Below are 22685 nucleotides of genomic sequence, written 5' to 3'. Positions count from 1 at the left end.
GCTTTACTCATGGAGAGTGTTTCTTTTTAATCCACCAGCACTAAAGAATCTAAGATGCCTTTGCCGCTGTGGATGCCACCTTCGTTTTCACTGGCTGGTTTACTGCGAATCAAATAACCAGCGTAGCCATCCAATTGCGTTACAGGTTCACCTTGATAGTGCGCCGTGAATAAACCAATTTCACTCACAAGGTCCGTCACCACGCTCTGCTTTGCATCACGCACTGCAATCGTCGGTATTTCTCTTTCATGCGGATACAAACGCTGCATCAAAGCCCAAGCACTGTATTGCTCTTGTGGCAGTCGACTCAGTTGTTTCGCTATATCTTCACCAAAGATACAGTGACCACCGCCCTCGCCTTGGTTTTTCAATACCCATTCGTCTTTGTTACCAGAAGCAGCAAACCATTTAATCGTGTCAGTGTTAATTGGCTTCATCTCTGCCAATACGCTTTTGACCAACTCGGCTTCTTCAACATTGAGTCCCCAGCGCTTATACTCACTTGCCGGCATCATGGTTAACAACATTTGCATTGATTTGCTGGTAGCCAACTGTTGACTGATGGTCGCATTCATCGCTACGTAGTGCTTTTCCATGAACAAACGAGCTTGGCTCAAGGTATGGCAACAGATTGGTTCATTTAGCTCTGGCGAGAAGTAGTCCATATATTGATAACCTGCGCGCAAGTACACAACGTCAAGACCGCCGATGTTATCTAGCAAGAGGCGTTGCTTGTCACCGCTCGATAGCTGTGAACTTAACTGCTCAAAGGTACGTCTTACTGTGCGAACGCCAAGCTTCTGCAATTCCACTTCGAGTAAGTGTTGGTCATATACATTGTCTTCGTTTTTCTGCACCACCATCAGAAACGTCGGTGCGCCTTCTTCATTAAAATGCGCTTTGACTTTTCTCGCGGCAGTGGCAATGCCAAGCGCAAGTTGCTGCATGCCTTGGTTATCGGCTGGTGTTGCCGTTTTATCTTCTAACCATTGTTGGTAAACGCTGCCCCACTGAGAGCTCAAAAATTGATGCAGCTCTGTGGCACGCTGACCAAACGGCGCCATCCCAGCCGCGATGCCATTGAACTCGATCACTTTCGCACCGTGTTGACGATCATCCATAAAGTCGGTTCGCATTAACAACAGTGGCTGGCGTGCTGCTTCATGGTGAACCTCTTTATGCAGCTCCAACAAACGCTCAAAGAAAGTATCGGCTTTGCCTAGCTCGGCTAAGGAGGTTTGCAGGAATTCATAATCCTCAGACACGTGACTGATCAGCTTGGCGATCAACGGCGTCACTTTCTTCAAATGTGCGAACACATCACGCTCTATCGTCATTGGCGCAAAGCTAAAAGGACAGTGTCTTGCGGTGTTATCTGCTTGGCGAAATGCCACGCCGTGCATGATTGCCCACTCACAAGCTTCTTCAATCACTTGTTGCGGGATCGTTTGTTTGTCTGAGGTACTCATGGTTTTTCTTCAAAATTTTTCGCCTAATGTACTTAAGACGCTGGAAGTTGCAATAAGACGCACACTTTCTCGATTTATTTTTCGTTTTTTTGCTCAACAAAGCGCCGAGCCATATCCCGCCTTGTGTTTATATTGGAAAGAGCTAACTATTCCGCTTCGTTGTTTTCCTTGCTTGCTTTCGGTAAATAGGGAATCAGTGACAACGCTCTGAATCCTGCACCTTGAAGTCACTTGAGTATATCCCTCTTTCTTTGCGGCGGATGACTGGTTAAAATGCACAAAATTGCGCACTAACTGGATAGATCATGGCAAAACTTACCCTTCAAGAGCAGATGCTAAAAGCAGGCTTGGTTAACGAGAAAAAACTGAAGAAAGCGAAAAAAGGCTCTAAAAAATCACGCGTTCAAGCTCGCGAAGTAAAAGCGGCGGTTGAAGAGAACAAACGTCAGCAGTTAGAGCGTGACAAGCAATTGAGCGAGCAGCAAAACGCAGAACGCTTGAACAAAGAAATCAAAGCGCAAATCAACCAACTGATTGAAATGAACAAGGTTGATTTGAAAGATGGCGACATCAAATACAACTTCACACACGGTACACTTGTGAAGTCTCTATACGTTGAGTCAGAGATCCGCGAACAGCTTATCAAAGGCACCTTGGCAATCGCGATTGTTGGTGAAAGCTACGTTGTTATCCCACGTGGTGTAGCAAACAAGATTGCTCAACGCGATGAATCTGTGATCATCGAACAAAAAGAACCAGAAGCAGACATCCCGGCAGAAGATGACCCGTACGCAGATTTCGTCGTACCAGACGATCTGATGTGGTAATGCTCCACTTCTTGGAACCCAAATTGAAAAAGCCGCGATCATCGCGGCTTAATTATTTCTGCGTCTTTTGATTTCTGTATCTTTTCGTTTTGGCATCAGAGCCCTATTGGGAAAGCAGTGTTGGCCAATGCTTATTAGCACTCGCAATATTGCCCGGAATGTCTTCTTCCCATGTCGCTTGCACAGATTTACTGTAGTTGAGATAGAGCTTGCCATTCTCAATTGACCATGCATTCGGGTCTATCTTTGCGGTGTAACCTTTGCTTACTGCCCAAGCACAATAACCACCATATTGCGGTGCAAATTTCTCAGGATTTTTCGCAAATGCATCTCGATTTTCAGCCGATGAAAAGTACCATTTGGCATCATTCCAACGGTAAGTGAAATCGCTGTCACCTTTTACCGGTTTCGATTGAGTGAAGTATGCGACAGGGTCATAACCACGAATCGCTTTACCGAGAAAGTCGCTATAAACAGGATCAAGCGCGAAAGCAGGAAGCGTCAAACTCCCCCAAATGAAGAATACGCTCAAAAGTTTCGATATCAGCTTCATAACTTCCTCTCTCATCTTATCCAATGTCGATAATCAGTCGCTTACCAGTATAGACAGGAAAAATCAGAAGAAACTTTCAGGTTTAAAGCATCTCAGCCTCGAAACGCGCCGTTCGAGCTTGGGCGATAGTACAGTTGGTTTCTGACATTAGCTCCGCCAAAGTAATGTTTGGATTCTCCAAGACCAATCGAATCAGCTTGGCTTCCAAAGGTTCAAGCTTATCGCTGTGCTTGGCGAGGCCAGCTTCCATTTTGTTTATCACGAACCGCATCGGCTCAGATTCTTCTGCCTTGATATGATCGAGGAACACTTTTAAATCCAACGCATCACCAGCAATTTGCCAATTACGAGAGCGTCGAATGCGCTTCATTTCGCACTTCTTATCAGCCGCAATTGCTTTAGCTCGCTTAGCATGATCGCCACCAATTCGGTGAATCAAAGATGGTAGAGGGATGGAGATAGTCTTGTCAGTCATCACAATAGTGGCATGGTTAATTTCGTCGCCTATGATAAACAGCTCGCCTCATTTTTTCATCGAGAAAACCTAATCGTTTTCAAAGCGTGGTGATTTTGGTCGAAAATACAAGGTTTATGCTTGCCCGCTCAATAGACTTTAAAGATTCTGGCACCTTTCATTCTTGGACAAGGTGATATAAGAAATGGAGCGCATTTTAAGCCCTTATATTTCTGGCTATTTGCATTTAAATGGCAAGCCCGTCGAGGGCATCAATATAGAAAGGACGATTGTTTTCAAGGGTGTTGCTTCTGACTCGACGCAATCTGACGCCGAAGGGCACTTTGTTTTTGAAGCTGTGCTATTAGATTCCAAACACCAACAACATTCTTTGCAAGATATTCGAGTGAAGCTGGATCTGAGTACCGAGTTTCAAGGTGATGAAGTGACGATATGGCAATCAAAAGTACACTCATTTCACCCGTCTCCCCTTCTGCTCATTTCTCTTGAAAGCTTAGCTTGTAATTTGGACGCCCCACTCAAAGTATTCACGTACCCTACAACACAAACGGAACCAGTCACCAATGAAATCTATAGTGTTTGCGACCTAAATGCGCTTACTTTCGAAGAGCTTTATTAGGTATTACCCCACCACAGACACATTATCAGCCACCCATTTAAGAAGCTGTTTTGCGGCTTTGGACAGCACTTGGTTTTGGCGCACTATGTAGCCAAAATCTGTGTTGGGGAAACTAGGTAATGGCGTGACTTCTCGCGAGAGTTTCAACCTTGGGTCGAGGGAGAAGTCAGGTACAATCGCAGTTCCAAATCCGGCTTCAGCCCAATCTATTTGAGCTTCAACACTGCCAACTTCCATGACCCTATGCCTAGGAAGATTTAGCTCTGGTAGAGACGCGTCAATCAACTCGCGCGTTCGGGTATCGTGACCGAGCAAGATCAATGTTTGGTTCTCTTCACTGTTTTCTCGCCAATCAAAGATGTTATCGCCGAAAGCACACCAATGAATTTGAGTAAGTGACGTAAAGTGCAATGGTTGGCTCTCTTTCTGCGCAATAACAAAGCCGATGTCTGCACGAGCACTTTTTACCAAATCTACCGCTTGTGATGATGTAGTGTTGAACAGCGCCAAATCAATTCCAGGATATTCACTTTTAAACTGTTGAAAAGGCTTGATAAGTAATAGGCGCGAGACAATATCACTCGCTGCAATCGAGAGCGTTCCTTGCGTTAAGTCATTGATGGCATTGAGGTCGGATTGGCAGATTTGCAGCTCATTCAGCATGTGTTCGGCAGTGTCTAACAAACGCTTTCCGGCTTGGGTCAATTGCACAGGGTTGCGTTCAATCAACTTAGTGCGAGTGGCTTGTTCTAGCTGTTTGATATGAAGACTCACATTTGGCTGCGTCATGTGCAGTTCAATCGCTGTTTTTCCGAAATGTTTCACTTCTGCCAAGGTGACAAACGTGCGTAACCAGTTCAAATCCAACATAGAAAATTACCCGATATGAATTTCTTATCAAGTTAATGAGTATAATTAATTTCTCTTATTCATGCGAGCATCCTAAGATTTTCCGGTCTGTTTTTGGAGAATGAATTATGTCGTCTATCGTTGTTGTGGGTGCAAACTGGGGTGATGAAGGCAAAGGCCGCATCGTTGACTTTTTGGCAGAGCAAGCTTCTGCAAGCATTCGTTTCCAAGGTGGTAACAACGCGGGTCATACCGTAGTTAACGACCTAGGTACGTTTAAGCTACACCAGCTACCAAGTGGCGTTTTCAACCCTGACTGTTTGGCAGTATTAGGTCCGGGTATGGTAATCAGCCCAGCGTCGCTGTCTCAGGAGATTGCGGAAGTTGAAGAAGCGGGCGTTAAAGTGAACATGTGCATCTCTGATCGCGCAACACTGTGTCTACCTCTACACGCACTAGAAGATACGCTAGAAGAACAACGCTTAGGCGACAAAGCATACGGTTCAACTCGTCAAGGTATTGCACCTGCATACGGCGACCGTGTGATGAAAAAAGGCATCCTAGTTGGTTGGTTGAAGCAGCCAGAAGTCCTAGTAGAGCGCATCAAATTCTGGATGGAGTGGAAACTTCCTCAACTACGTGCGCTTTACCCAACGTTCGAATTTGAACAAACCGCTGAAGAGATGGCGAGCTGGTTGTTAGAAGTATCTTCACCTTGGCGTGACGCTATCTGCAACGTAACGCTGCCGCTAAAAGAACTGCAAGCAAAAGACCAAACTCTACTGTTCGAAGCGCAGCTAGGTGCAGGTCGTGACCTTGTTTACGGTGAGTACCCATGGACAACATCTTCAAACGTTGTGTCTATGTATGCTGGTATCGGTAGTGGTCTTCCTGCTCTTCGTCCAGAGCGTGTTATTGCGGTAGCAAAAGCTTTCAGCTCATCGGTAGGTACCGGCACACTAATTACTGCAATGGAAGAGCAAGATGCATTCCGTGAACTAGCGGGTGAGTTCGGTGCAACAACAGGTCGTCCACGTGACATGGGTTACTTCGATGCAGTAGCAACGAAGAACGGTGTTGAGCTTCAAGCAGCGACTGAAATCGCACTGACAAAAGTGGACTGTCTGACTGGTCTTAAAGATCTAAAAATCTGTGTTGGTTACGAAGGCGAGCACAGCGAAAACCCAATTTGGCCTCAAACGGCTGCACTAGCACCAATCTACGAGAAGATGGAAAGCTGGAGCGAAGACATTACTGGTTGTCGTAAATTCGAAGAGCTACCAGTCGCGGCACAAAAATACGTTCTACGTATTGAAGAGCTGATGGGTGTACCTGTGAAGATGGTATCGGTTGGTCCTGGTCGTGAACAAATGATTATGCGCTAAGACGTGAATTAACACGTCTATTGGCAAGCGGCTTTTATCTTTTCCGGGGTAAAGCCGCTTTTTTTTAGTTTTATCCCGTCATTGTGCGCTTCAAGCACGGTATGCTGTCATTCAGTCATCATCGATAAACTATACGCCCACACAAATTTACAAATAAAGCTCAAAAGAGAAATAAAAGCTCAGCAAAAAACACCAAAACCTCTCATATTCATGACTATCTCATCATCAAAAACCAGCATTTTCATCGATCATAAATCCAGTATTTAATCTCAAAAACTTCACTCCCAGAAACAAATAAAATCACATCAAAATCACCCTAAGATAATGCAAAAAAATCGTCTTTATCTCAGCCAATTTCTACTCGAACAGGCACGACCAGTTGCCTAAATAGCAACTAAAATTGAATAAACTCGCTTTATGGTCGCCTTATATTTAGATAAGGAAACCCATACTTTTTATTTTAAAATAGTAGTTTATAGATAATTTATAAGATCTAACTCACACTTTGAAATGTTCTATTCCTAAAAATGAGACACTTGTTATAGTTTTACGCAATTACTTGCTGGTAGCACCGATAACTGTGAACAATAAATTCTTTAAAAATCCGTCCAAGAGTTGGAGTGACAACATTGCATTAATAGTTGTTGGTGTACTCTCTTTTAGCATCACTATGCTGGCTTTTATCCCTTTTGCACACCAATATCATAAAAAGCTCACAGAAGAAGCTATCTTGACGATTGAGTCTGAATTTCACGATAACGTGGAGCAGTTAACACACCTGTTAGACGATAACTTTTTTCTTAAGTCGTGCGACGACCTTATCCATGATCTCAGGACAAGCATTTTTGGTTTGGGCATGGCAAAAGACATTGCCACCTTCGATCAAAACGGAAAAGTGTTGTGCACGAGTAGCGAACGCCACCCGTCTTTCAGTATCTATTCGTCAATATTGACGCGTCTTGGTGACAGTGATGTGCATGCAACATTGGCTTTTACTAAGCGAGCGCTCACCAACAACCAAGCTCTGATTCTCTTTTTCACCAAACAACAAGGACGAGGAATCAGTGTTGTTTTCCCGAAAGAGGTTTTGGAAGTTCTCGTTAGCGATATATTTCGTTTTGGTGATATGGATTACCGAATCGACATCACAGACAAAACCGCTATAGATTCCATTGCACTCAACCCACTTAGAATGGAACAAGCCAGTTCCGAGATTTTGCCTTTTACCGTCTACTCTGCAATCAGCTATCCATTCTATTTTCAGTTCTTAGGTAGCAAGCTTTGGATTGGGTTGTTGGGAATGGCGTGTGCTTTGATTGTTCACCTATTTTTCTCTTCCAAGAAGTTCGCCAAAAATAGCTTAGAATTCTCTCTTGCTCTTGCCATTAAAGGGCGTAACTTAACCGTTCATTATCAACCCATTGTCGATCAACGTGATGGCAGCGTTATTGGTGGAGAGTCGCTTGTTCGCTGGAACGATCCAGTACAAGGGTTTATTTCACCAAGTATCTTTATCCCTCTGGCAGAAAAGGTGGGGTTGATCGATCAGATCACTTACCTTGTGCTAGATAAAGTGATCAGCATGATAAGCAGTAACAAGCTTGCGTTCCATGACCGCTACATTAGCGTCAACGTGAGCCGCTCATTGATCCTCAGAGAAGACTTTATTCAAGAGGTTGAATCGCGTCTTAAATATCATTATTTCATTAGTGAGCGTTTGGTGTTTGAAATCACCGAAGAAGCCATCTTCAGCGCGAGTGAACTGGCTGTACTTCGAAAGCACTTGGACCGATTAACCGCACTTGGTATCCGAATTGCGGTAGATGATTTTGGTACCGGATATTCGGGTTTAGATTTTATCGGTCAATATTCATTCGACATCATCAAAATCGACCGCGTATTCGTTAACAACCTTGGTAATGGCCAGACGATCCAACCTTTGTTGGAAGCAATCCACACCCTGACAAGAAACCTAAGCATGTCAGTGATTGTCGAAGGAGTAGAAGAGCGAGCGCAATTGCAAGTCTTGCACGATCTCGGTTTTTACAACATTCAAGGGTTCTACTTTTCAAAACCACTACCTAAACCTCTCTTTCTCGATTATTTAGAAGTAAAGCCAACCGTCGCTTTTCAAAAGTTCGCACCTGCCGTCAGTTAAGCAGCGATCATCAACCAGCAGTTGAACAAGCAAATTGGAGCTCGTATGGCTAACCAAAGGTAACTCAAGTGAACTGTCACTCCGAGTTCTCTCGCAGGGTCTTTACTTACAAATCAATTAATTACAATTAATCAAATGTTGTCCAGATTACCGGAACATCTCACTTGTTAATGAAGCACGCCAATTAGGTTAAACACTTGATTTAATGTTCTTTAAGTGATTAGTTGATCACGATTTTCATCTGTAAATTGGTGAAGTTGTACTCAAAAAATCTACTGTTCTGTTTTTAGGATAGATAACGTTTCCCCCAACATCTAACCCAAAAACAGGTGATTCCTATGACCACAAAGTTTCTCCGCCTCAGTTCGATCACGCTTGGTTTGTGCATGAGCTCATTTGCTTTTGCCAATGCCGATTTACCAAACATCAAAATTCTGGCGACTGGCGGCACTATCGCTGGCGCAGGTCAATCTGCGACAGAATCAAATTACACCGCAGGCAAAGTCGGTGTTGATTCGTTGATCGCCGCCGTACCCAGTATGACGAAGATCGCCGACATTTCTGGCGAGCAAGTGGTCAGCATCGGTTCGCAAGATATGAATGATGAGGTGTGGCTTAAGTTGGCTAAACGAGTGAATGAGTTACTCGCCCAAGATGACGTGGATGGCATTGTGATTACTCATGGCACTGACACATTAGAAGAGACAGCCTACTTCCTCGATTTAACGGTAAAAAGCAATAAACCAGTGGTTATCGTTGGTGCAATGCGCCCTTCTACGGCAATGAGTGCTGACGGTCCGGTTAATCTCTACAATGCGGTTGTCACAGCAACAGACGAAGATTCTCAAGGTCGTGGTGTACTGGTTGCGATGAATGACACCATCTTTGATGCGCGTGACGTAACAAAAACTAACACAACGTCAGTCAGCACTTTCCAATCTCCTAACTTTGGTCCGCTAGGTTATATACACAACAGTGATGCGAAATATCAAAGAAGCCCGGAACGTAAACACACTACTGAAACAACCTTCGATGTTTCCAAGCTCGATAAGTTGCCACAAGTCGGAATCGTTTATAACTATGCAAATGCGTCGAGCTTACCTGTTAAAGCATTCGTCGATGCGAAGTTTGATGGCATCGTCAGCGCAGGTGTCGGCAATGGTAACTTGTACCACACGGTATTTGATGAGTTAGAAAAAGCGAGCAAAGACGGCATTCTGGTTGTTCGTAGTTCTCGTACGCCTACCGGCTCTACCACTTTAGATGCAGAGGTTGATGATGATAAGTACGGTTTCGTGGCATCAGGTACACTGAATCCACAAAAAGCACGTATTTTGCTGATGCTATCACTGACACAAACCAAAAATTACCAAGATATTCAGAAGATGTTTCAGCATTACTAGGGTCTATTGACCTTTTGAGGTTAAATTTAAGAGGAGGCACAGGTGCCTCCTCTTTTTTTGATTTATTACAGGAAACTTAGCCGAACAAGCGGCGCTTCATCCCTGCTCTTTCAAGAATCCGCGTAGTGATCTCTTCTACAGACAAAGAAGACGTATTGATATACGGAATTGCTTCTCTTCTAAACAACGCTTCTACCGTATCTAGTTCCAGTTTGCATTGTTCCGTACTCGCGTATTCGCTGCCTGATAAGCGGTTCTCGCGAATCTCATTCAAACGTTCTGGATTGATGGTTAAGCCAAACAGTTTGTGTCGATGAATTTCGAACTCCGGTAACAAACGCATCATCTTGACGTCTTCAGCGATAAACGGGTAGTTCACCACACGTAAACCAAACTGCATCGCCATGTAAAGACTGGTTGGGGTTTTGCCACTGCGTGAGACGCCAAGCAGAATAATGTCAGCCTCCTCCAAGCCTTTGAGCGTAATACCATCATCATGAGCAAGTGTGTACTCAATCGCCGCGATACGGTCAAAGTAAGTATCGGAATCTTTGCTCACGCTTCTTGAACGCTGCATCTTAGGCTGAGGAGCCATCTGAATGTCGTCTTGTACCTTTTGCACAATGCTTTCTAGCACGTCATAGCTGTAAGCGGGAGCTTTGAGCAACACTTCACGAATTTCTGGCACAACAATCGAAAAGAAAACCAGCGGCTTCACGCCATCGCGTTGGTAGGAAATCTCGATTTCTTTGATGACATCGGCAACTTTGTCTTCACTTTCAACAAAAGGAAAGGTTTTTTCATTAGGAATAAAGGGAAACTGACCCAAAACAACATGTCCTAATGTTTCACATGTTATGGCCGTTCCGTCAGAAACATAGAATACATCACGACTTTGGTTATTTATTTGCATTTTAGTTTAATTTTTCAAATTCATTTGAGTAGGATGGTTTACATAATATTAATAAATGAGTTTGGCTTGCAATTACGTTCCCCACAGCTTTGAAAATTCTTCGGAGTTTTTTTCAGCAAATACGTAATCGTTTGCCTTTCATATCAGCCAAGAAAAGTGTTGATACATGTTTGCGTCGGAAAATTCGTTTAAGCCCTAGTTGGGAAGTTGTAGTTAACGCCCCTTATCTACAATGGCTGCTATCAGCCCGAAACTGTGTCTTCAATGACATTGACCTGCAAGGATGCACAACCACTGTTCGAGGTTGGTATTAATCCCTACAAAGCTGCAATGTTTCTGGAGAAAGACATGCAAAAGAACACCCTCTGGTTCAATGGACTATCCATGGATGATGTCGACAAAGTCGGCGGTAAAAATGCTTCACTTGGCGAGATGGTTTCTAACCTAGCCAATGTTGGTGTATCGGTACCAAACGGTTTTGCGACAACCTCGTATGCGTTTAACCAATTCCTTGACCACGAAGGTTTGGATGAGCGTATTCACCAACTACTTGATGAACTGGACGTTGAGGATGTAGAAGCCCTGCGCAAGACAGGTGCCACCATTCGTCAATGGGTATTAGAAGCCCCGTTCCCAGCGGATCTTGAACAAGACATCCGCGATAACTACAAAGAACTGACAGATAATCACCCTGAGATTTCTGTTGCTGTTCGCTCTTCTGCAACTGCAGAGGATCTGCCGGACGCGTCATTTGCTGGTCAGCAGGAGACGTTCCTAAACGTAAAAGGCATTGATGCAGTCTTAGAAGCGACTAAGCACGTTTACGCTTCTCTGTTCAATGACCGTGCAATTTCATACCGCGTACACCAAGGCTTTAACCACCGAGGCATCTCGTTATCGGCAGGCATTCAACGCATGGTGCGTTCGGACAAAGCCTCTTCTGGCGTTATGTTTACCCTAGATACAGAATCTGGCTTCGATCAGGTCGTATTCATCACCTCTTCTTGGGGCTTGGGTGAAATGGTGGTTCAGGGTGCAGTTAACCCTGATGAATTCTACGTTCACAAGCCAATGCTAGAAGCGGGTCAATACCCTATCGTTAAGAAGACGTTTGGCTCTAAGCAGATCAAGATGATCTACTCAAATAGCCAAGAGATCGGCAAGCAAGTTGAGATCATCGATACCTCTGTAGAAGAGCGCAATGCCTTCTCTCTGAACGATGAAGAGATCAAAGAGCTGGCAAAACAGGCGATGATCATCGAGAAGCACTACCAGCGTCCTATGGATATTGAGTGGGCAAAAGATGGTATCGACGGCAAACTTTACATCGTTCAAGCACGCCCTGAAACCGTATGTTCTCAAAGCGAGCAAAACGTAATTGAACGTTACGAGCTGAGCAACAAAGCAGACGTTTTGGTTGAAGGTCGTGCAATTGGTCAACGTATCGGTAAAGGTCCAGTACGTTTGGTTGACTCTCTAGACCAAATGTCATTGGTCCAAGACGGTGATGTACTGGTTACAGACATGACTGACCCAGATTGGGAACCAGTGATGAAGAAAGCCTCTGCGATTGTTACAAACCGTGGCGGTCGTACTTGTCACGCAGCCATCATCGCACGTGAACTTGGTATTCCGGCTATCGTTGGTTGTGGTGACGCCACCAGCAAACTGACTGACGGTGAGACCGTAACAGTATCTTGTGCTGAAGGCGAAACGGGTTACGTTTACCAAGGCGAGTTGGACTTCGAAGTGAAACGTTCTGCGGTTGATGAGCTTCCACTGCTACCAACCAAAGTCATGATGAATGTGGGTAACCCAGACCGTGCATTCGACTTCGCTCAGATTCCAAACGAAGGTGTCGGTCTTGCGCGTCTTGAATTCATCATCAACAAGATGATTGGTATTCACCCGAAAGCGCTGCTGAACTTCGACGCACAAAGCGATGAGCTAAAAGCTGAAATCACTGAACGTATCCGTGGTTACAAAGATCCAATCGACTTCTACGTTAGTAAGCTAACAGAAGGCATTGCGACCATCGCGTCAGCATTCTGGCCAAAGCGCGTCATCGTACGTATGTCTGACTTCAAATCCAACGAGTACAGCAACTTGGTCGGTGGTAAAGGTTACGAACCGCATGAAGAAAACCCTATGCTGGGCTTCCGTGGTGCATCTCGCTACATTTCTCCAGTGTTTGAAGACTGCTTCGAGCTAGAAACTCAAGCAATCAAGCGCGTTCGTAACGAGATGGGTCTGAAAAACGTTGAAATCATGATCCCGTTCGTTCGTACACCGAGCGAAGCGGCATCGGTTATCGACTTACTTGCTAAGTTCGACCTACGCCGTGGCGACCAAGGTCTAAAAGTCATCATGATGTGTGAACTGCCATCAAATGCGGTACTTGCTGACGAATTTTTGAAGTACTTCGATGGCTTCTCTATCGGTTCAAACGACATGACTCAGCTTACACTTGGTCTTGACCGTGACTCTGGCGATGTTGCACACCTATTCGATGAGCGTAACCCAGCGGTGAAAGCCATGCTACAAATGGCGATCGATGCGGCCACTAAAGCAGGCAAATACGTTGGTATCTGTGGTCAAGGTCCATCAGACCACGATGACCTTGCAGAATGGTTAATGGAACAAGGCATCAGCTCTGTGTCATTGAACCCAGATACGGTTATCGATACCTGGTTGAAGCTAGGTAAAGTGAGCAAATAAGCCACTCTACTCTGTCGATAATATAGCCCTCAAGCTCCTGAGTTTGAGGGCTTTTTACTGTGTCTTAATTATGTCAAACCTACGTGAGTTCGTGACAGCAATCCCAACCCAATAAGCTGATCAATTCTCCCTGTTAAAATTTTCACCTAGAATAAAAGGATATGATTTCATAAAAGAACGGACCTATGAAAAAGCCTCTTGCTCTCATTACCGCATTAACGCTTCTTGCTTCTCCCGCTTATGCCGATTGGGATGACATTTCAAACAGCCTTTCAGACCTAGGAGATGCCGTCTCTGACACCGCTAAAGAAACTTGGGACAGCACCAAAGCCTTCTCCAAACAAGCTTGGGAGGATTTCACCAATTGGTCAGAAGATGCGATTAACACCGCTGGCGAGTGGACCGACGCAAGTATTGAAACCAGTAAAGGTTGGATCGATGAAGCGGACAAGAAGATCACCGAACTGATGGAAGGCGATACACCTGAAGAAGCACGCCAAGCGATTGATCTTATGGCGGATAGCACACTTCTCAAACTGTTCAATGAAGAGCCTAAAGCCAAAGCACTGTACGACAAGGCATACGGCTACGCGGTTTTTGATTCACGCAAACTATCGCTGATGTTCCATACCAACTCGGGCTCTGGGGTTGCGGTCAACAAGTCCACAGATCAACGTACTTATATGAATATGTTTGGTGCGGGCGTCGCTCTTGGCGTTGGTGGTAAGTTCTACCAACAGGTCGTACTGTTTGAAAAAGAAAAAGACTTTAACACCTTTGTCGAAGAAGGTTGGGAAGCATCAAGCGAAGCTTCTTTAGTCGCTGGTGAGGACGGCGAAGAAATGACAGCGCAATTCAACAGCGGCGTAGCAGTATATCAGCTAAACACCACAGGGTTATTAGTTGATGCCAATGTTTCTGGCTCAAAATACTGGGTGAATAAAGAGCTAACCGATTCACAGTAATCTCTGAGTGACAATGATTTATTGAGGGGGAGCACAACGCTCCCCTTTCTGATCACTTTGGGATATCAGCCTGTTGCGTTATGCTTACCCCAACCTTTATCGAACTCCCGAATCACCATGCCCAGCGACGCATTCAACACTCAGCTTGCAGAAACAATATCTGCCCTTAACTCACCAAGCTTTACGCCTAAACTCATGCGCGTGATAGCCTCCCTACTGAGTTTTGATTGCGCAGTGATCCTCGGCTACCGCGAAGGCAAACACCCTATCTATCTGTATGATTCGATTGAAAATGAACGCGAGCTACTGTTCCAGCGTTATCTCACGACTTCTTTTCAAAATGACCCGTTTTATCAAAAACTTAACGCTAACAAAGAACAAGGTATCTTTACGCTCAAAGACGTGGTGAGAAAAGATGTCGCGCGCAACGATCTCGATTATCAAGCCTACTGCGAGCAGTTCTACCATCAAACTGGCTGGAAAGATGAACTCAGCATGTTGGTCGAAATCGAACCGACACGTTGGGTGATGTTCTACTTCGGTTTTATGCAGGACGATAAGCGCTTCACCAAGCCTCAAGTAGCCAAGCTCAAATCTTACTTTGCCATTATTCAGTCTTTGTGCCGACAGCACTGGAAACAAACCGAGTTTACACTCGCCGAGCCAGTTTTCAGTCCTACCACCTACTCGGGACAAATGCGTACTGCAATTGAATCCGCTCTGGCATCTTTTGGCGAAACTGTCCTCACTAATCGAGAACAAGAAATTGCCGCATTAATCGCGCAAGGCTATGACAGCAAAGAGATTGCAATGCAGCTAGATGTCGTAGAAGGCACAGTCAAGAATCACCGTAAACGCATCTACGCACAACTGAATGTGGCATCTTTAAGCGAGTTCTTTCAGTTGTTTCTCAACCACCTGATCACTCAATCAAGGTAACAAACTGTCCCTTTAGGGATATATCTCGATTCCGCATCGCCTTTTAATCTGAATACAACCGAACCAGATAAAGATAAGACGATGACACTGATTGAAGATTTACAAACTCGCGGTTTGATTGCCCAAGCGAGCGATTTAGACCAAGTTCAACAACTGCTTTCTGAGCCACAAACCTTGTACTGCGGCTTCGATCCAACCGCAGGTAGCTTGCACATCGGTCACCTTGTTCCACTTATTATGCTCAAACGCTTTCAAGATGCAGGACACCAAGCCATCGCCCTGATTGGTGGGGCAACGGGTATGATCGGCGATCCAAGTTTTAAAGCTACAGAGCGCAGCTTAAACTCAGAAGAAACCGTAACAGGCTGGGTAAAAGATCTGTCGAACCAAATTCAACAATTGATGAATAACCAAGTCAGCAAGCCAATGATCATGGTAAACAACGCAGATTGGGTGAAGCAAATTAACGTGATCGACTTCTTCCGCGATGTGGGTAAACACTTCTCCGTGAATACCATGATCAGCCGAGAGTCGGTTAAGCAACGCTTACAACGCCCAGACCAAGGGATTTCATTCACCGAGTTCAGTTACGCACTGCTGCAATCTTACGACTTTGCAGAATTAAACCGTCAGTACGGCTGTCGCTTACAAATCGGTGGTAACGACCAGTGGGGCAACATTGTTAGCGGCATTGACCTTACTCGCCGTCAAAATGGTGAACAAGTATTTGGCTTAACCTTACCTTTGATCACCAAATCCGATGGCACTAAATTTGGTAAAACCGAAGGAGGTGCAGTGTGGCTGGATCCAAGTAAAACCTCGCCTTACGCCTTCTATCAATTCTGGTTATCCGCAGAAGATGCCGATGTTTACCACTTCCTACGCTACTACACCTTCTTGAGTTGCAATGAGATTGCAGCGATTGAAACACAAGACAAAGAGAGCAAAGGCAAACCGCAAGCACAGCGTATCTTAGCGGAACAAATGACAAGCTTTGTTCATGGCGAAAAAGGATTAGCAAGTGCAGAGCGAATCACTCAAGCGCTATTTAGCGGTGATATGCAGCAATTGAGCTTGAGCGAGCTAAAACAGTTGGAACTCGATGGCTTACCGAGCATGCAAAGTGCTGAGCAAGACTTGGTTGAGCTTCTGGTTGAGTCCGGTCTAGCCAGCTCAAAACGCGTTGCTCGTGAGCTAATTGGCAACAACGCCATCAGTGTGAACGGCGAAAAAATCGATGCAGAAAAACCAAGTTTGAACTTCCCACTGTTCGACCAGTACTGGTTGCTTCAACGCGGTAAAAAGCACTTCTGCTTGGTGAAGCGTCTCGAAGGTTAATCGCTCACACTAACTACCGATAATCTAGCTAACTTAACTAAAACGCGAGCCAAAGTGCTCGCGTTTTAGTTTTCCTATTTTGTGAAGCTAAGAGCTAACTTGAGCGCAGATGCCCGCTATAGTGTTGTTCTTCAAAAACAACAACATGACCAAAGCCATGATCAGACACATTCTACTCATCAAATTTAAAGCTTCTGCCACCAGCGAAAAAATTCAACAATTACGAGAGCTATTCGAAACCATGCCAGCGAAAGTAGAAGGTGTAAGCGACGTTGAGTGGGGCTTAAACAACAGCCCAAAAGGAAAGAACAAAGACTACACGCACGCCGTGATGATGACATTTGCTGATGAAGCAGGTCGTCAGAATTATCTGCCTCACCCTGAGCACGACGCCTTGAAAGAAGTATTTAGACCTCTGCTTGAAGACATCATCGTATTCGATTACGAGATTTAGTATCGGCTATTCATTCCAAATCGGTGGGACATATCATCATCCATACGTCCTCCCTTCCAGCCGCCAGAGCCCAATAAATTCAACACATCTTGCGCGTTGTAGTCACCACCTTCGAAAAAATCATTGGCGACATCAGTGCGTAGAGACTGAATTTCAGCAGCTTCTTCTGAGTTAAGCGCTTCAGGGTTAGCATAAAGCGCCAAAGCAATGTGTTGTTGCCGCTTGCTTAACTCAATTGTACTGCTCTGAACTTGACCAATAGAAAAGTAGTCACGACTGCCATAGCCCTTTATTAGCCTTGCAGACAGTAATTTAATGACCTTTTTGATTCGACGGCGTTGGATAACTCTCAGCACATTAATTCCCTATTTCTATTTGATGACAAGTGACGGTTATCAAAAGTCGCGTTATGTTTTGTGCATAACCTCGTGATGCTTTAGAGTGTCACGGTTTAATACAGTGTTCAATAAGCATGGAGCGCCAGAGTGAAAATTGACGATCTCAAACTGTTCATTAAGGTGGTGGATTTAGGTAGCTTTACCGCCGCAGCCAATGCGCTGGACTTACCACGTGCGAATGTAAGCCGGCGAATTGGAGAGTTAGAACAATCTCTTGGAGCACAGCTATTCCATCGAACAACACGCAGTTTATCGCTCACCAACAACGGCGAGGCGTATTACGAGAATCTGCAAAAAGCACTCACTATGCTCGACTCTGCAAATGAGCAAGTCAGCAACGATACCAATGAGGTCCGCGGTCGAATCAAGCTCGGTTTATTACCTGAAACCGATGAACTAGTGCGCCCTATTCTGTTCGACTTTCACGATCAATACCCTCATGTTGAGTTAGATATTCGTAATATCAACAACGGCTTTCATGATATGTTCCAACAAGGCTTGGATATTGCGTTTCACGGTGGTGCATTATTCGATTCTGATATTGTGGCACGCAAACTGCTGACGCTCGACCGATGCTTGGTCGCCTCTCCGAGCTACCTACAAACCCACGGAACGCCGGAAACGCTAGAGCAATTAAAAACGCATCAATGCGTGTGCTTCCGTTGGCCAAATGGCGACATTGATAATGTCTGGCACTTTCAAGAACAAAGCGTACAACTTAATCCCAAGCTTATCTCGAATAACATCGGTTTTATTAAAAACGCCACCATCTTAGATCGCGGCATTACTTTTATGCCTAAACTACTCGTAAAACGTGAATTAGAATCGGGCACTTTGGTCCAGTTATTGTCACAGTATTCGGTAACAGAAGAGTCTGGCTGGCTACTCTACCCTCAACCTAAAACCCTAAGCCAAGCGAGTCGATTACTTATTGAGCATCTAATTAAAGAAATCCCCAAATTGGTTTAGATACATTATTGTCTCATTTTTTGAGACAGTGAGTCTCAGAGTCGAGTAATTATCTGAACAGCGTTCGATTGTATGATGGCACCAAAATTAGGGAGCCATCTTATGAACCGTCTATTCAAAACCACAGCGTTAAGTGCAGCGACACTCGCGCTGCTTGGTTGTAACCAAAACCAAACCACACTCGCCGAACCTGAATCTCCTCGACCAATACAAGTCGTCGAAGTAAAGGACAGCAACTCCGCCTCAAGCAAATCATTTAGCGGCATTGTTCACGCCAAAGAAAGTGCTTCTCTTTCTTTTCGTGTACCAGGCACGGTAGAAAGCGTTTTGGTGAAGAAAGGCGATCATGTCGAGAAAGGGCAAGTCATTGCTACGCTTGACCCACACGATTATCAAGTCTCATTAGAAGAGCTACAAGCTCGTATGCTGGAGGCAAAGTCCGCACATAAACTGGCGAAAGCGGAGCTTAAGCGCGTTAAGCAAGCAACTGACGATAATGCCATTGCTAGCGTTAATTTAGACCGTGCCATCAGCGGTTATGAACGTAGTCTATCCGCTGTCAAAGTGGTAGAAAAAAACATCCAGCGAGCGGAAGACGCACTGACTTACACCACATTACGCGCACCATTTTCTGGCAACATTGGTGAAGTCCGTATTGATGCTTTCGAACAAACCCTGCCTGGCGTGAGCGTGGCTACGATTCAGCAAGATGGGCAATGGGAAGTGGATATCGATGTGCCAGAAAATATGGTTCGACAGTTTAACCTTGGTCAATCTGCAGCACTTTCTTGGTACGGTGCTGAGCAAACCTACAGTGCAAAAGTCGCCGAGATTGCTCCGAAAAAGCATTTAATCAAGCAAACTTATCCTGTCACGCTAGCGATCGATTCTATTTCTAAAAACTTGTTCAATGGTAAAGCGGTTACGGTAACGACTTCGTTCCAGCCGAATCAATCAAGCCACTGCTTCCCATACTCTGCCATTTTGGGCGAAAAAAAGACCCTACACGTCAACGTGGTGCGAGATGCTGTCGTACACAGTGAACCCGTTAACTTGCAATCCATCGATTCTCATCAAGCTTGTGTTTCCGGCGATTTCCAACGAGGTGACTATGTCGTTATCAGCGGAACTCACTATCTCAAACCAGGCGATAACACGCCAAACCTAACCATCAAAACGCTATAGGTTCAAACCATGATCAATTTAGCCGAATTCGCGATAAGACAGCGTACTTTCGTGTTGTTCTTCATCGCCTTAAGTGTGGTGGCGGGTATTTACTCCTACTTCGACCTAGGGAAATTAGAAGACCCAAGCTTTACCGTTAAAACCGCTGTCGTGGTGACCTTGTATCCGGGAGCATCGGCTCAAGAAGTCGAACAGCAAGTGACCGATACTATTGAGACTAAGCTGCAGGAAATGGCAGAACTGAACCGATTACGTTCATTGTCTCGTCCTGGAATGTCGATGGTATTTGTCGATTTGAAAGAGAGTCTCAATTCAAAAGCGTTGCCTCAGCAATGGGACTTACTGCGACGTAAAGTGAACGACGTGAAGCTACAACTGCCTTCTACGGCACAAATCAGCATAGTTCAAGATGAGTTTTCTGAAGTGTACGGCATGCTTTTCTCTATCCACAGTGAAGACGCAGCACCAGAAGAATTACGTCGTTATGCAGAAGAGCTTCAGCGCCAAATTAAGGCAGTAAAAGGCATCAAAAAGATCGAACTTCACGGCGTACAGCCGCGTGTCGTGCACATCGATATGCCTGATGAACGTTTAGCACAATACGGCTTATCTGTTGCGCAAGTGTGGAACCAGCTCAGCACACAAAACATGACCTTTGAAGCGGGGAAATTCGATGCAGGAACCGAGCGTATTCGCATCACGCAAACCAGCGAGTTTCAATCACTAGACGATATTCGCAACTTGGTAATCAAAGGTGGCGTAAGTGAACTAGGCACAGGTCTAATTCGCTTAGGTGACATCGCCGAAGTGAGTATGGGATACCAAACTCCCGCGCTGACAGAAAGTCGATTTAATGGTCAACCTGCCGTGACTTTGGCGGTGAGTCCTGTTGAAGGCATTAACGTTGTGTCATTGGGCGATACTATTCGTGACATTATCCATAACTACGAGCAAACATTGCCGCTCGGCGTCGATATTTCTACCGTCGCTTATCAGCCAGAGGAAGTACAAAAAGCCATTGATGACTTCGTGGGCAACCTACTGGAAAGTGTCGGTATCGTATTCGTGGTGCTGCTGGTCTTCATGGGCTTTAAAAGCGCAACGATTGTTGGCTCAAGCTTGTTGCTAACAATCTTGCTCACGTTGATTTACATGAACATCGCGGGAATTGATTTGCATCGTGTCTCGCTAGGTACCTTCATCCTAGCACTTGGTATGTTGGTAGATAATGCAATCGTGATCACTGACATGATGATCGTGAAGCTGAGCAAAGGCATCGAGCGCACTCGTGCTGCTATTGATTCAGTCAAGGAAACGGCGGTACCACTACTTGGTGCCACCATCATCGCCATCATGGGTGCAAGCCCAGTATTGTTTTCGAAAACCGACTCGGCTGAATTTGCCGGTTCAGTATTCTACATTGTTGCTTCATCGCTGCTGCTGTCTTGGCTGGTAGCCATGACCTTCACCGTATTGATGTGTTGGATGTTCATCAAACCAACACCCGCGGATGAAGATGCCAAACCAAGTCGATACAAGCAATTAGTGTTTTGGACGGTCGACAATCCGATGAAAGCACTGACGGCATTGATTCCGCTGATTTTAGTGACTGCATTTGCCGTGCCCTATGTAGCGGTAAACTTCATCCCACAATCGGATCGCCCTATCGTGTTCCTAGATTACTGGCTACCAAATGGCGCCAAGATTGAACAAACCTCAGCAGACATGCGCAAAGTCGAACAGTGGCTGCTCAAGCAACCTGAAGTAGAAAGTATTTCTAGCTACATGGGCGCAAGTGCACCTCGATTCTCTGTGACTGTAGAACCCGAACCATTTGATCCCGCATATGGTCAGATTTTAATTAATACCAAGGATTACGCAGGCATCAGCCAACTTGTTGAGCGTGGTGATAAATGGCTGCAGAACACATTCCCGGACGCAGAGCCCCGCTTTAGAGCGCTGAAGCTCGCAACCTCGGACAAATACGCAGTCGAAGCTCGCTTCTCAGGTCCAGATGAAGTAGTACTGCATCAGCTAGCGGATCAGGCAAAAGCCATTTTTGCTACTCATCCTGATGCAAAATACGTTCGTGATGACTGGCGCCAAGAGAGCAAAGTTCTCAAACCCATCATCAATCAAGACAAAATGCGTCAAGCTGGTATCAACCGTGCGGACATCGCCTTTGCTTTGAAACGCGCTTCTGACGGCATGCCTTTGGGACAGATGAATCTCAATGATGAGCTCATTCCAATTCAACTGCGTGGCACTTCTCAAAACATGGCGTCACTGGAAACATTACCTGTACGTTCACTACTGGGCATGCACAGCGTACCTCTTGGTCAGGTGGTTGATGGCTTTGAGTTAGTACCAGAAGAGAGCATGATTTGGCGTCGTAACCGAGTAAAAACCATCACTGCGCAAGCGGGTGTCGCACGTCACTCGACACCTGCGACAGTAAGAAATGTTGTGAAAGATCAGATTGAAGCCATTCACCTTCCTGCGGGCTACAGCTTGGAATGGGGTGGAGAGTTCTACGACGAACACAAAGCTGTTACGGATATCTTCAAGCAATTACCGAAAGCGATGTTAATTATGGTGATCATTTTGGTCGCGATGTTTAACGGCTTTAAACAACCAATCATCATTTTTGCGACTTTGCCATTGGCCGCAACGGGCGCAACCTTTGCTTTGCTTGGTTTTGATAAACCATTCGGTTTTATGGCATTGATTGGTGCGGTAACGCTGACTGGGATGATCATTAAAAATGGCATTGTATTGATGGATCAAATCGAACTAGAGCGAGCAAATGGACGCGCATTAGTCGATGCCATTAAGGAGGCTACCGTCAACCGAACGATGGCGATCTCTATGGGGGCATTAACAACAGCCCTTGGAATGATTCCGCTGCTGTCAGACCTATTGTTCGACCAAATGGCAGCAACCATTATCGGTGGCTTGGCCGCAGCGACAGTATTGTCATTGTTCATCATGCCGGCACTGTATCGCTTGGCATACAAAGAAAAGCCACAAACAACCCACACTGACGCCAAACTGAAGGAGGCGTAATC

At 45.3% G+C, this 22685-nt stretch carries 19 protein-coding genes; 13 read left to right on the top strand and 6 right to left on the bottom strand.

Annotated features, from left to right (window positions below):
- Positions 1-26: 26 nt before the first annotated feature.
- Positions 27-1469 (bottom strand): glutathione synthase, encoded by a 1443-nt coding sequence (locus OH463_RS11995; protein WP_009697190.1) that lies wholly within the window; start codon positions 1467-1469, stop codon positions 27-29.
- 305 nt (positions 1470-1774) lie between these two features.
- On the opposite strand from OH463_RS11995, the gene OH463_RS11990 reads away from it, so the two are divergent.
- Positions 1775-2296 (top strand): DUF2058 domain-containing protein, encoded by a 522-nt coding sequence (locus OH463_RS11990; protein ID WP_038898781.1) that lies wholly within the window; start codon positions 1775-1777, stop codon positions 2294-2296.
- Positions 2297-2399: 103 nt separating this feature from the next.
- On the opposite strand, the gene OH463_RS11985 is transcribed toward OH463_RS11990, so the two are convergent.
- Both OH463_RS11985 and OH463_RS11980 read right to left on the bottom strand, forming a co-directional pair.
- Positions 2400-2849 (bottom strand): YHS domain-containing (seleno)protein, encoded by a 450-nt coding sequence (locus tag OH463_RS11985; RefSeq protein ID WP_005451310.1) that lies wholly within the window; start codon positions 2847-2849, stop codon positions 2400-2402.
- Between the two features lie 82 nt (positions 2850-2931).
- On the bottom strand, positions 2932-3324 hold the full coding sequence (locus tag OH463_RS11980; protein ID WP_005451308.1) for a ribosome recycling factor family protein: 393 nt from the start codon (positions 3322-3324) through the stop codon (positions 2932-2934).
- A 184-nt stretch (positions 3325-3508) separates the two neighbouring features.
- Here OH463_RS11980 and OH463_RS11975 point away from each other — a divergent pair, with 184 nt between their 5' ends.
- A complete protein-coding gene (locus OH463_RS11975; RefSeq protein ID WP_009697191.1) occupies positions 3509-3943 on the top strand; it encodes a DUF6795 domain-containing protein in 435 nt (144 codons plus the stop codon).
- Between the two features lie 3 nt (positions 3944-3946).
- On the opposite strand, the gene OH463_RS11970 is transcribed toward OH463_RS11975, so the two are convergent.
- Entirely contained in the window at positions 3947-4813 is an 867-nt protein-coding gene (locus OH463_RS11970; protein ID WP_005451305.1) for a LysR family transcriptional regulator, read from the bottom strand.
- 107 nt (positions 4814-4920) lie between these two features.
- Between OH463_RS11970 and OH463_RS11965 the strand changes: the two genes are divergently transcribed.
- The 3 genes from OH463_RS11965 (at position 4921) to ansB (ending at position 9738) form a co-directional block, all read left to right on the top strand.
- Positions 4921-6177, top strand: a complete 1257-nt coding sequence (locus OH463_RS11965; protein ID WP_009699225.1) for an adenylosuccinate synthase — start codon at positions 4921-4923, stop codon at positions 6175-6177.
- 670 nt (positions 6178-6847) lie between these two features.
- The gene (locus OH463_RS11960) at positions 6848-8335 is read left to right on the top strand and encodes an EAL domain-containing protein (RefSeq protein WP_050925684.1); all 1488 of its coding nucleotides are present in this window, start codon (positions 6848-6850) and stop codon (positions 8333-8335) included.
- Between the two features lie 338 nt (positions 8336-8673).
- Entirely contained in the window at positions 8674-9738 is a 1065-nt protein-coding gene (ansB, locus tag OH463_RS11955) for an L-asparaginase 2 (RefSeq protein WP_269991303.1), read from the top strand.
- 76 nt (positions 9739-9814) lie between these two features.
- Here the strand turns inward: ansB and ppsR are convergent, their stop codons facing one another.
- Positions 9815-10651, bottom strand: coding sequence for a posphoenolpyruvate synthetase regulatory kinase/phosphorylase PpsR (gene ppsR, locus OH463_RS11950; RefSeq protein WP_005451298.1), 837 nt, complete (start codon positions 10649-10651; stop codon positions 9815-9817).
- Between the two features lie 348 nt (positions 10652-10999).
- On the opposite strand from ppsR, the gene ppsA reads away from it, so the two are divergent.
- The 5 genes from ppsA to OH463_RS11925 all read left to right on the top strand — a co-directional run bounded on the left by ppsA (position 11000) and on the right by OH463_RS11925 (position 17065).
- Positions 11000-13369: a phosphoenolpyruvate synthase gene (gene ppsA, locus OH463_RS11945; protein WP_038898784.1), complete on the top strand. Its 2370-nt coding sequence runs from the start codon at positions 11000-11002 to the stop codon at positions 13367-13369.
- Positions 13370-13554: 185 nt separating this feature from the next.
- Entirely contained in the window at positions 13555-14334 is a 780-nt protein-coding gene (locus OH463_RS11940) for a hypothetical protein (protein ID WP_017188640.1), read from the top strand.
- A 117-nt stretch (positions 14335-14451) separates the two neighbouring features.
- Complete coding sequence (locus OH463_RS11935; RefSeq protein WP_269991302.1) at positions 14452-15273, top strand: LuxR family transcriptional regulator; 822 nt, start codon at positions 14452-14454, stop codon at positions 15271-15273.
- Positions 15274-15354: 81 nt separating this feature from the next.
- On the top strand, positions 15355-16611 hold the full coding sequence (tyrS, locus tag OH463_RS11930) for a tyrosine--tRNA ligase (protein ID WP_269991301.1): 1257 nt from the start codon (positions 15355-15357) through the stop codon (positions 16609-16611).
- A gap of 157 nt (positions 16612-16768) precedes the next feature.
- Entirely contained in the window at positions 16769-17065 is a 297-nt protein-coding gene (locus OH463_RS11925; RefSeq protein ID WP_422455994.1) for a Dabb family protein, read from the top strand.
- Here the strand turns inward: OH463_RS11925 and OH463_RS11920 are convergent.
- Positions 17062-17421, bottom strand: coding sequence for a DUF6559 family protein (locus tag OH463_RS11920; protein ID WP_017188636.1), 360 nt, complete (start codon positions 17419-17421; stop codon positions 17062-17064). The two genes, OH463_RS11925 and OH463_RS11920, sit on opposite strands and share 4 nt — an antisense overlap.
- 129 nt (positions 17422-17550) lie before the next feature.
- Here OH463_RS11920 and OH463_RS11915 point away from each other — a divergent pair, with 129 nt between their 5' ends.
- The 3 genes from OH463_RS11915 to OH463_RS11905 all read left to right on the top strand — a co-directional run bounded on the left by OH463_RS11915 (position 17551) and on the right by OH463_RS11905 (position 22683).
- The gene (locus tag OH463_RS11915; RefSeq protein ID WP_009700317.1) at positions 17551-18432 is read left to right on the top strand and encodes a LysR family transcriptional regulator; all 882 of its coding nucleotides are present in this window, start codon (positions 17551-17553) and stop codon (positions 18430-18432) included.
- Positions 18433-18534: 102 nt separating this feature from the next.
- Positions 18535-19617 carry an efflux RND transporter periplasmic adaptor subunit gene (locus OH463_RS11910; protein ID WP_269991300.1) on the top strand — a complete coding sequence of 361 codons (1083 nt, stop codon included), beginning with the start codon at positions 18535-18537 and terminating at the stop codon, positions 19615-19617.
- Positions 19618-19626: 9 nt separating this feature from the next.
- Positions 19627-22683, top strand: a complete 3057-nt coding sequence (locus OH463_RS11905; RefSeq protein ID WP_269991299.1) for an efflux RND transporter permease subunit — start codon at positions 19627-19629, stop codon at positions 22681-22683.
- Positions 22684-22685 lie beyond the last annotated feature (2 nt).

The organism is Vibrio sp. NFR (assembly GCF_027587095.1).
Classification (GTDB): domain Bacteria; phylum Pseudomonadota; class Gammaproteobacteria; order Enterobacterales; family Vibrionaceae; genus Vibrio; species Vibrio harveyi.
The sequence above is the reverse complement of the archived record's forward strand: the minus strand, read 5'-3'. Positions and strand labels throughout refer to the sequence as shown.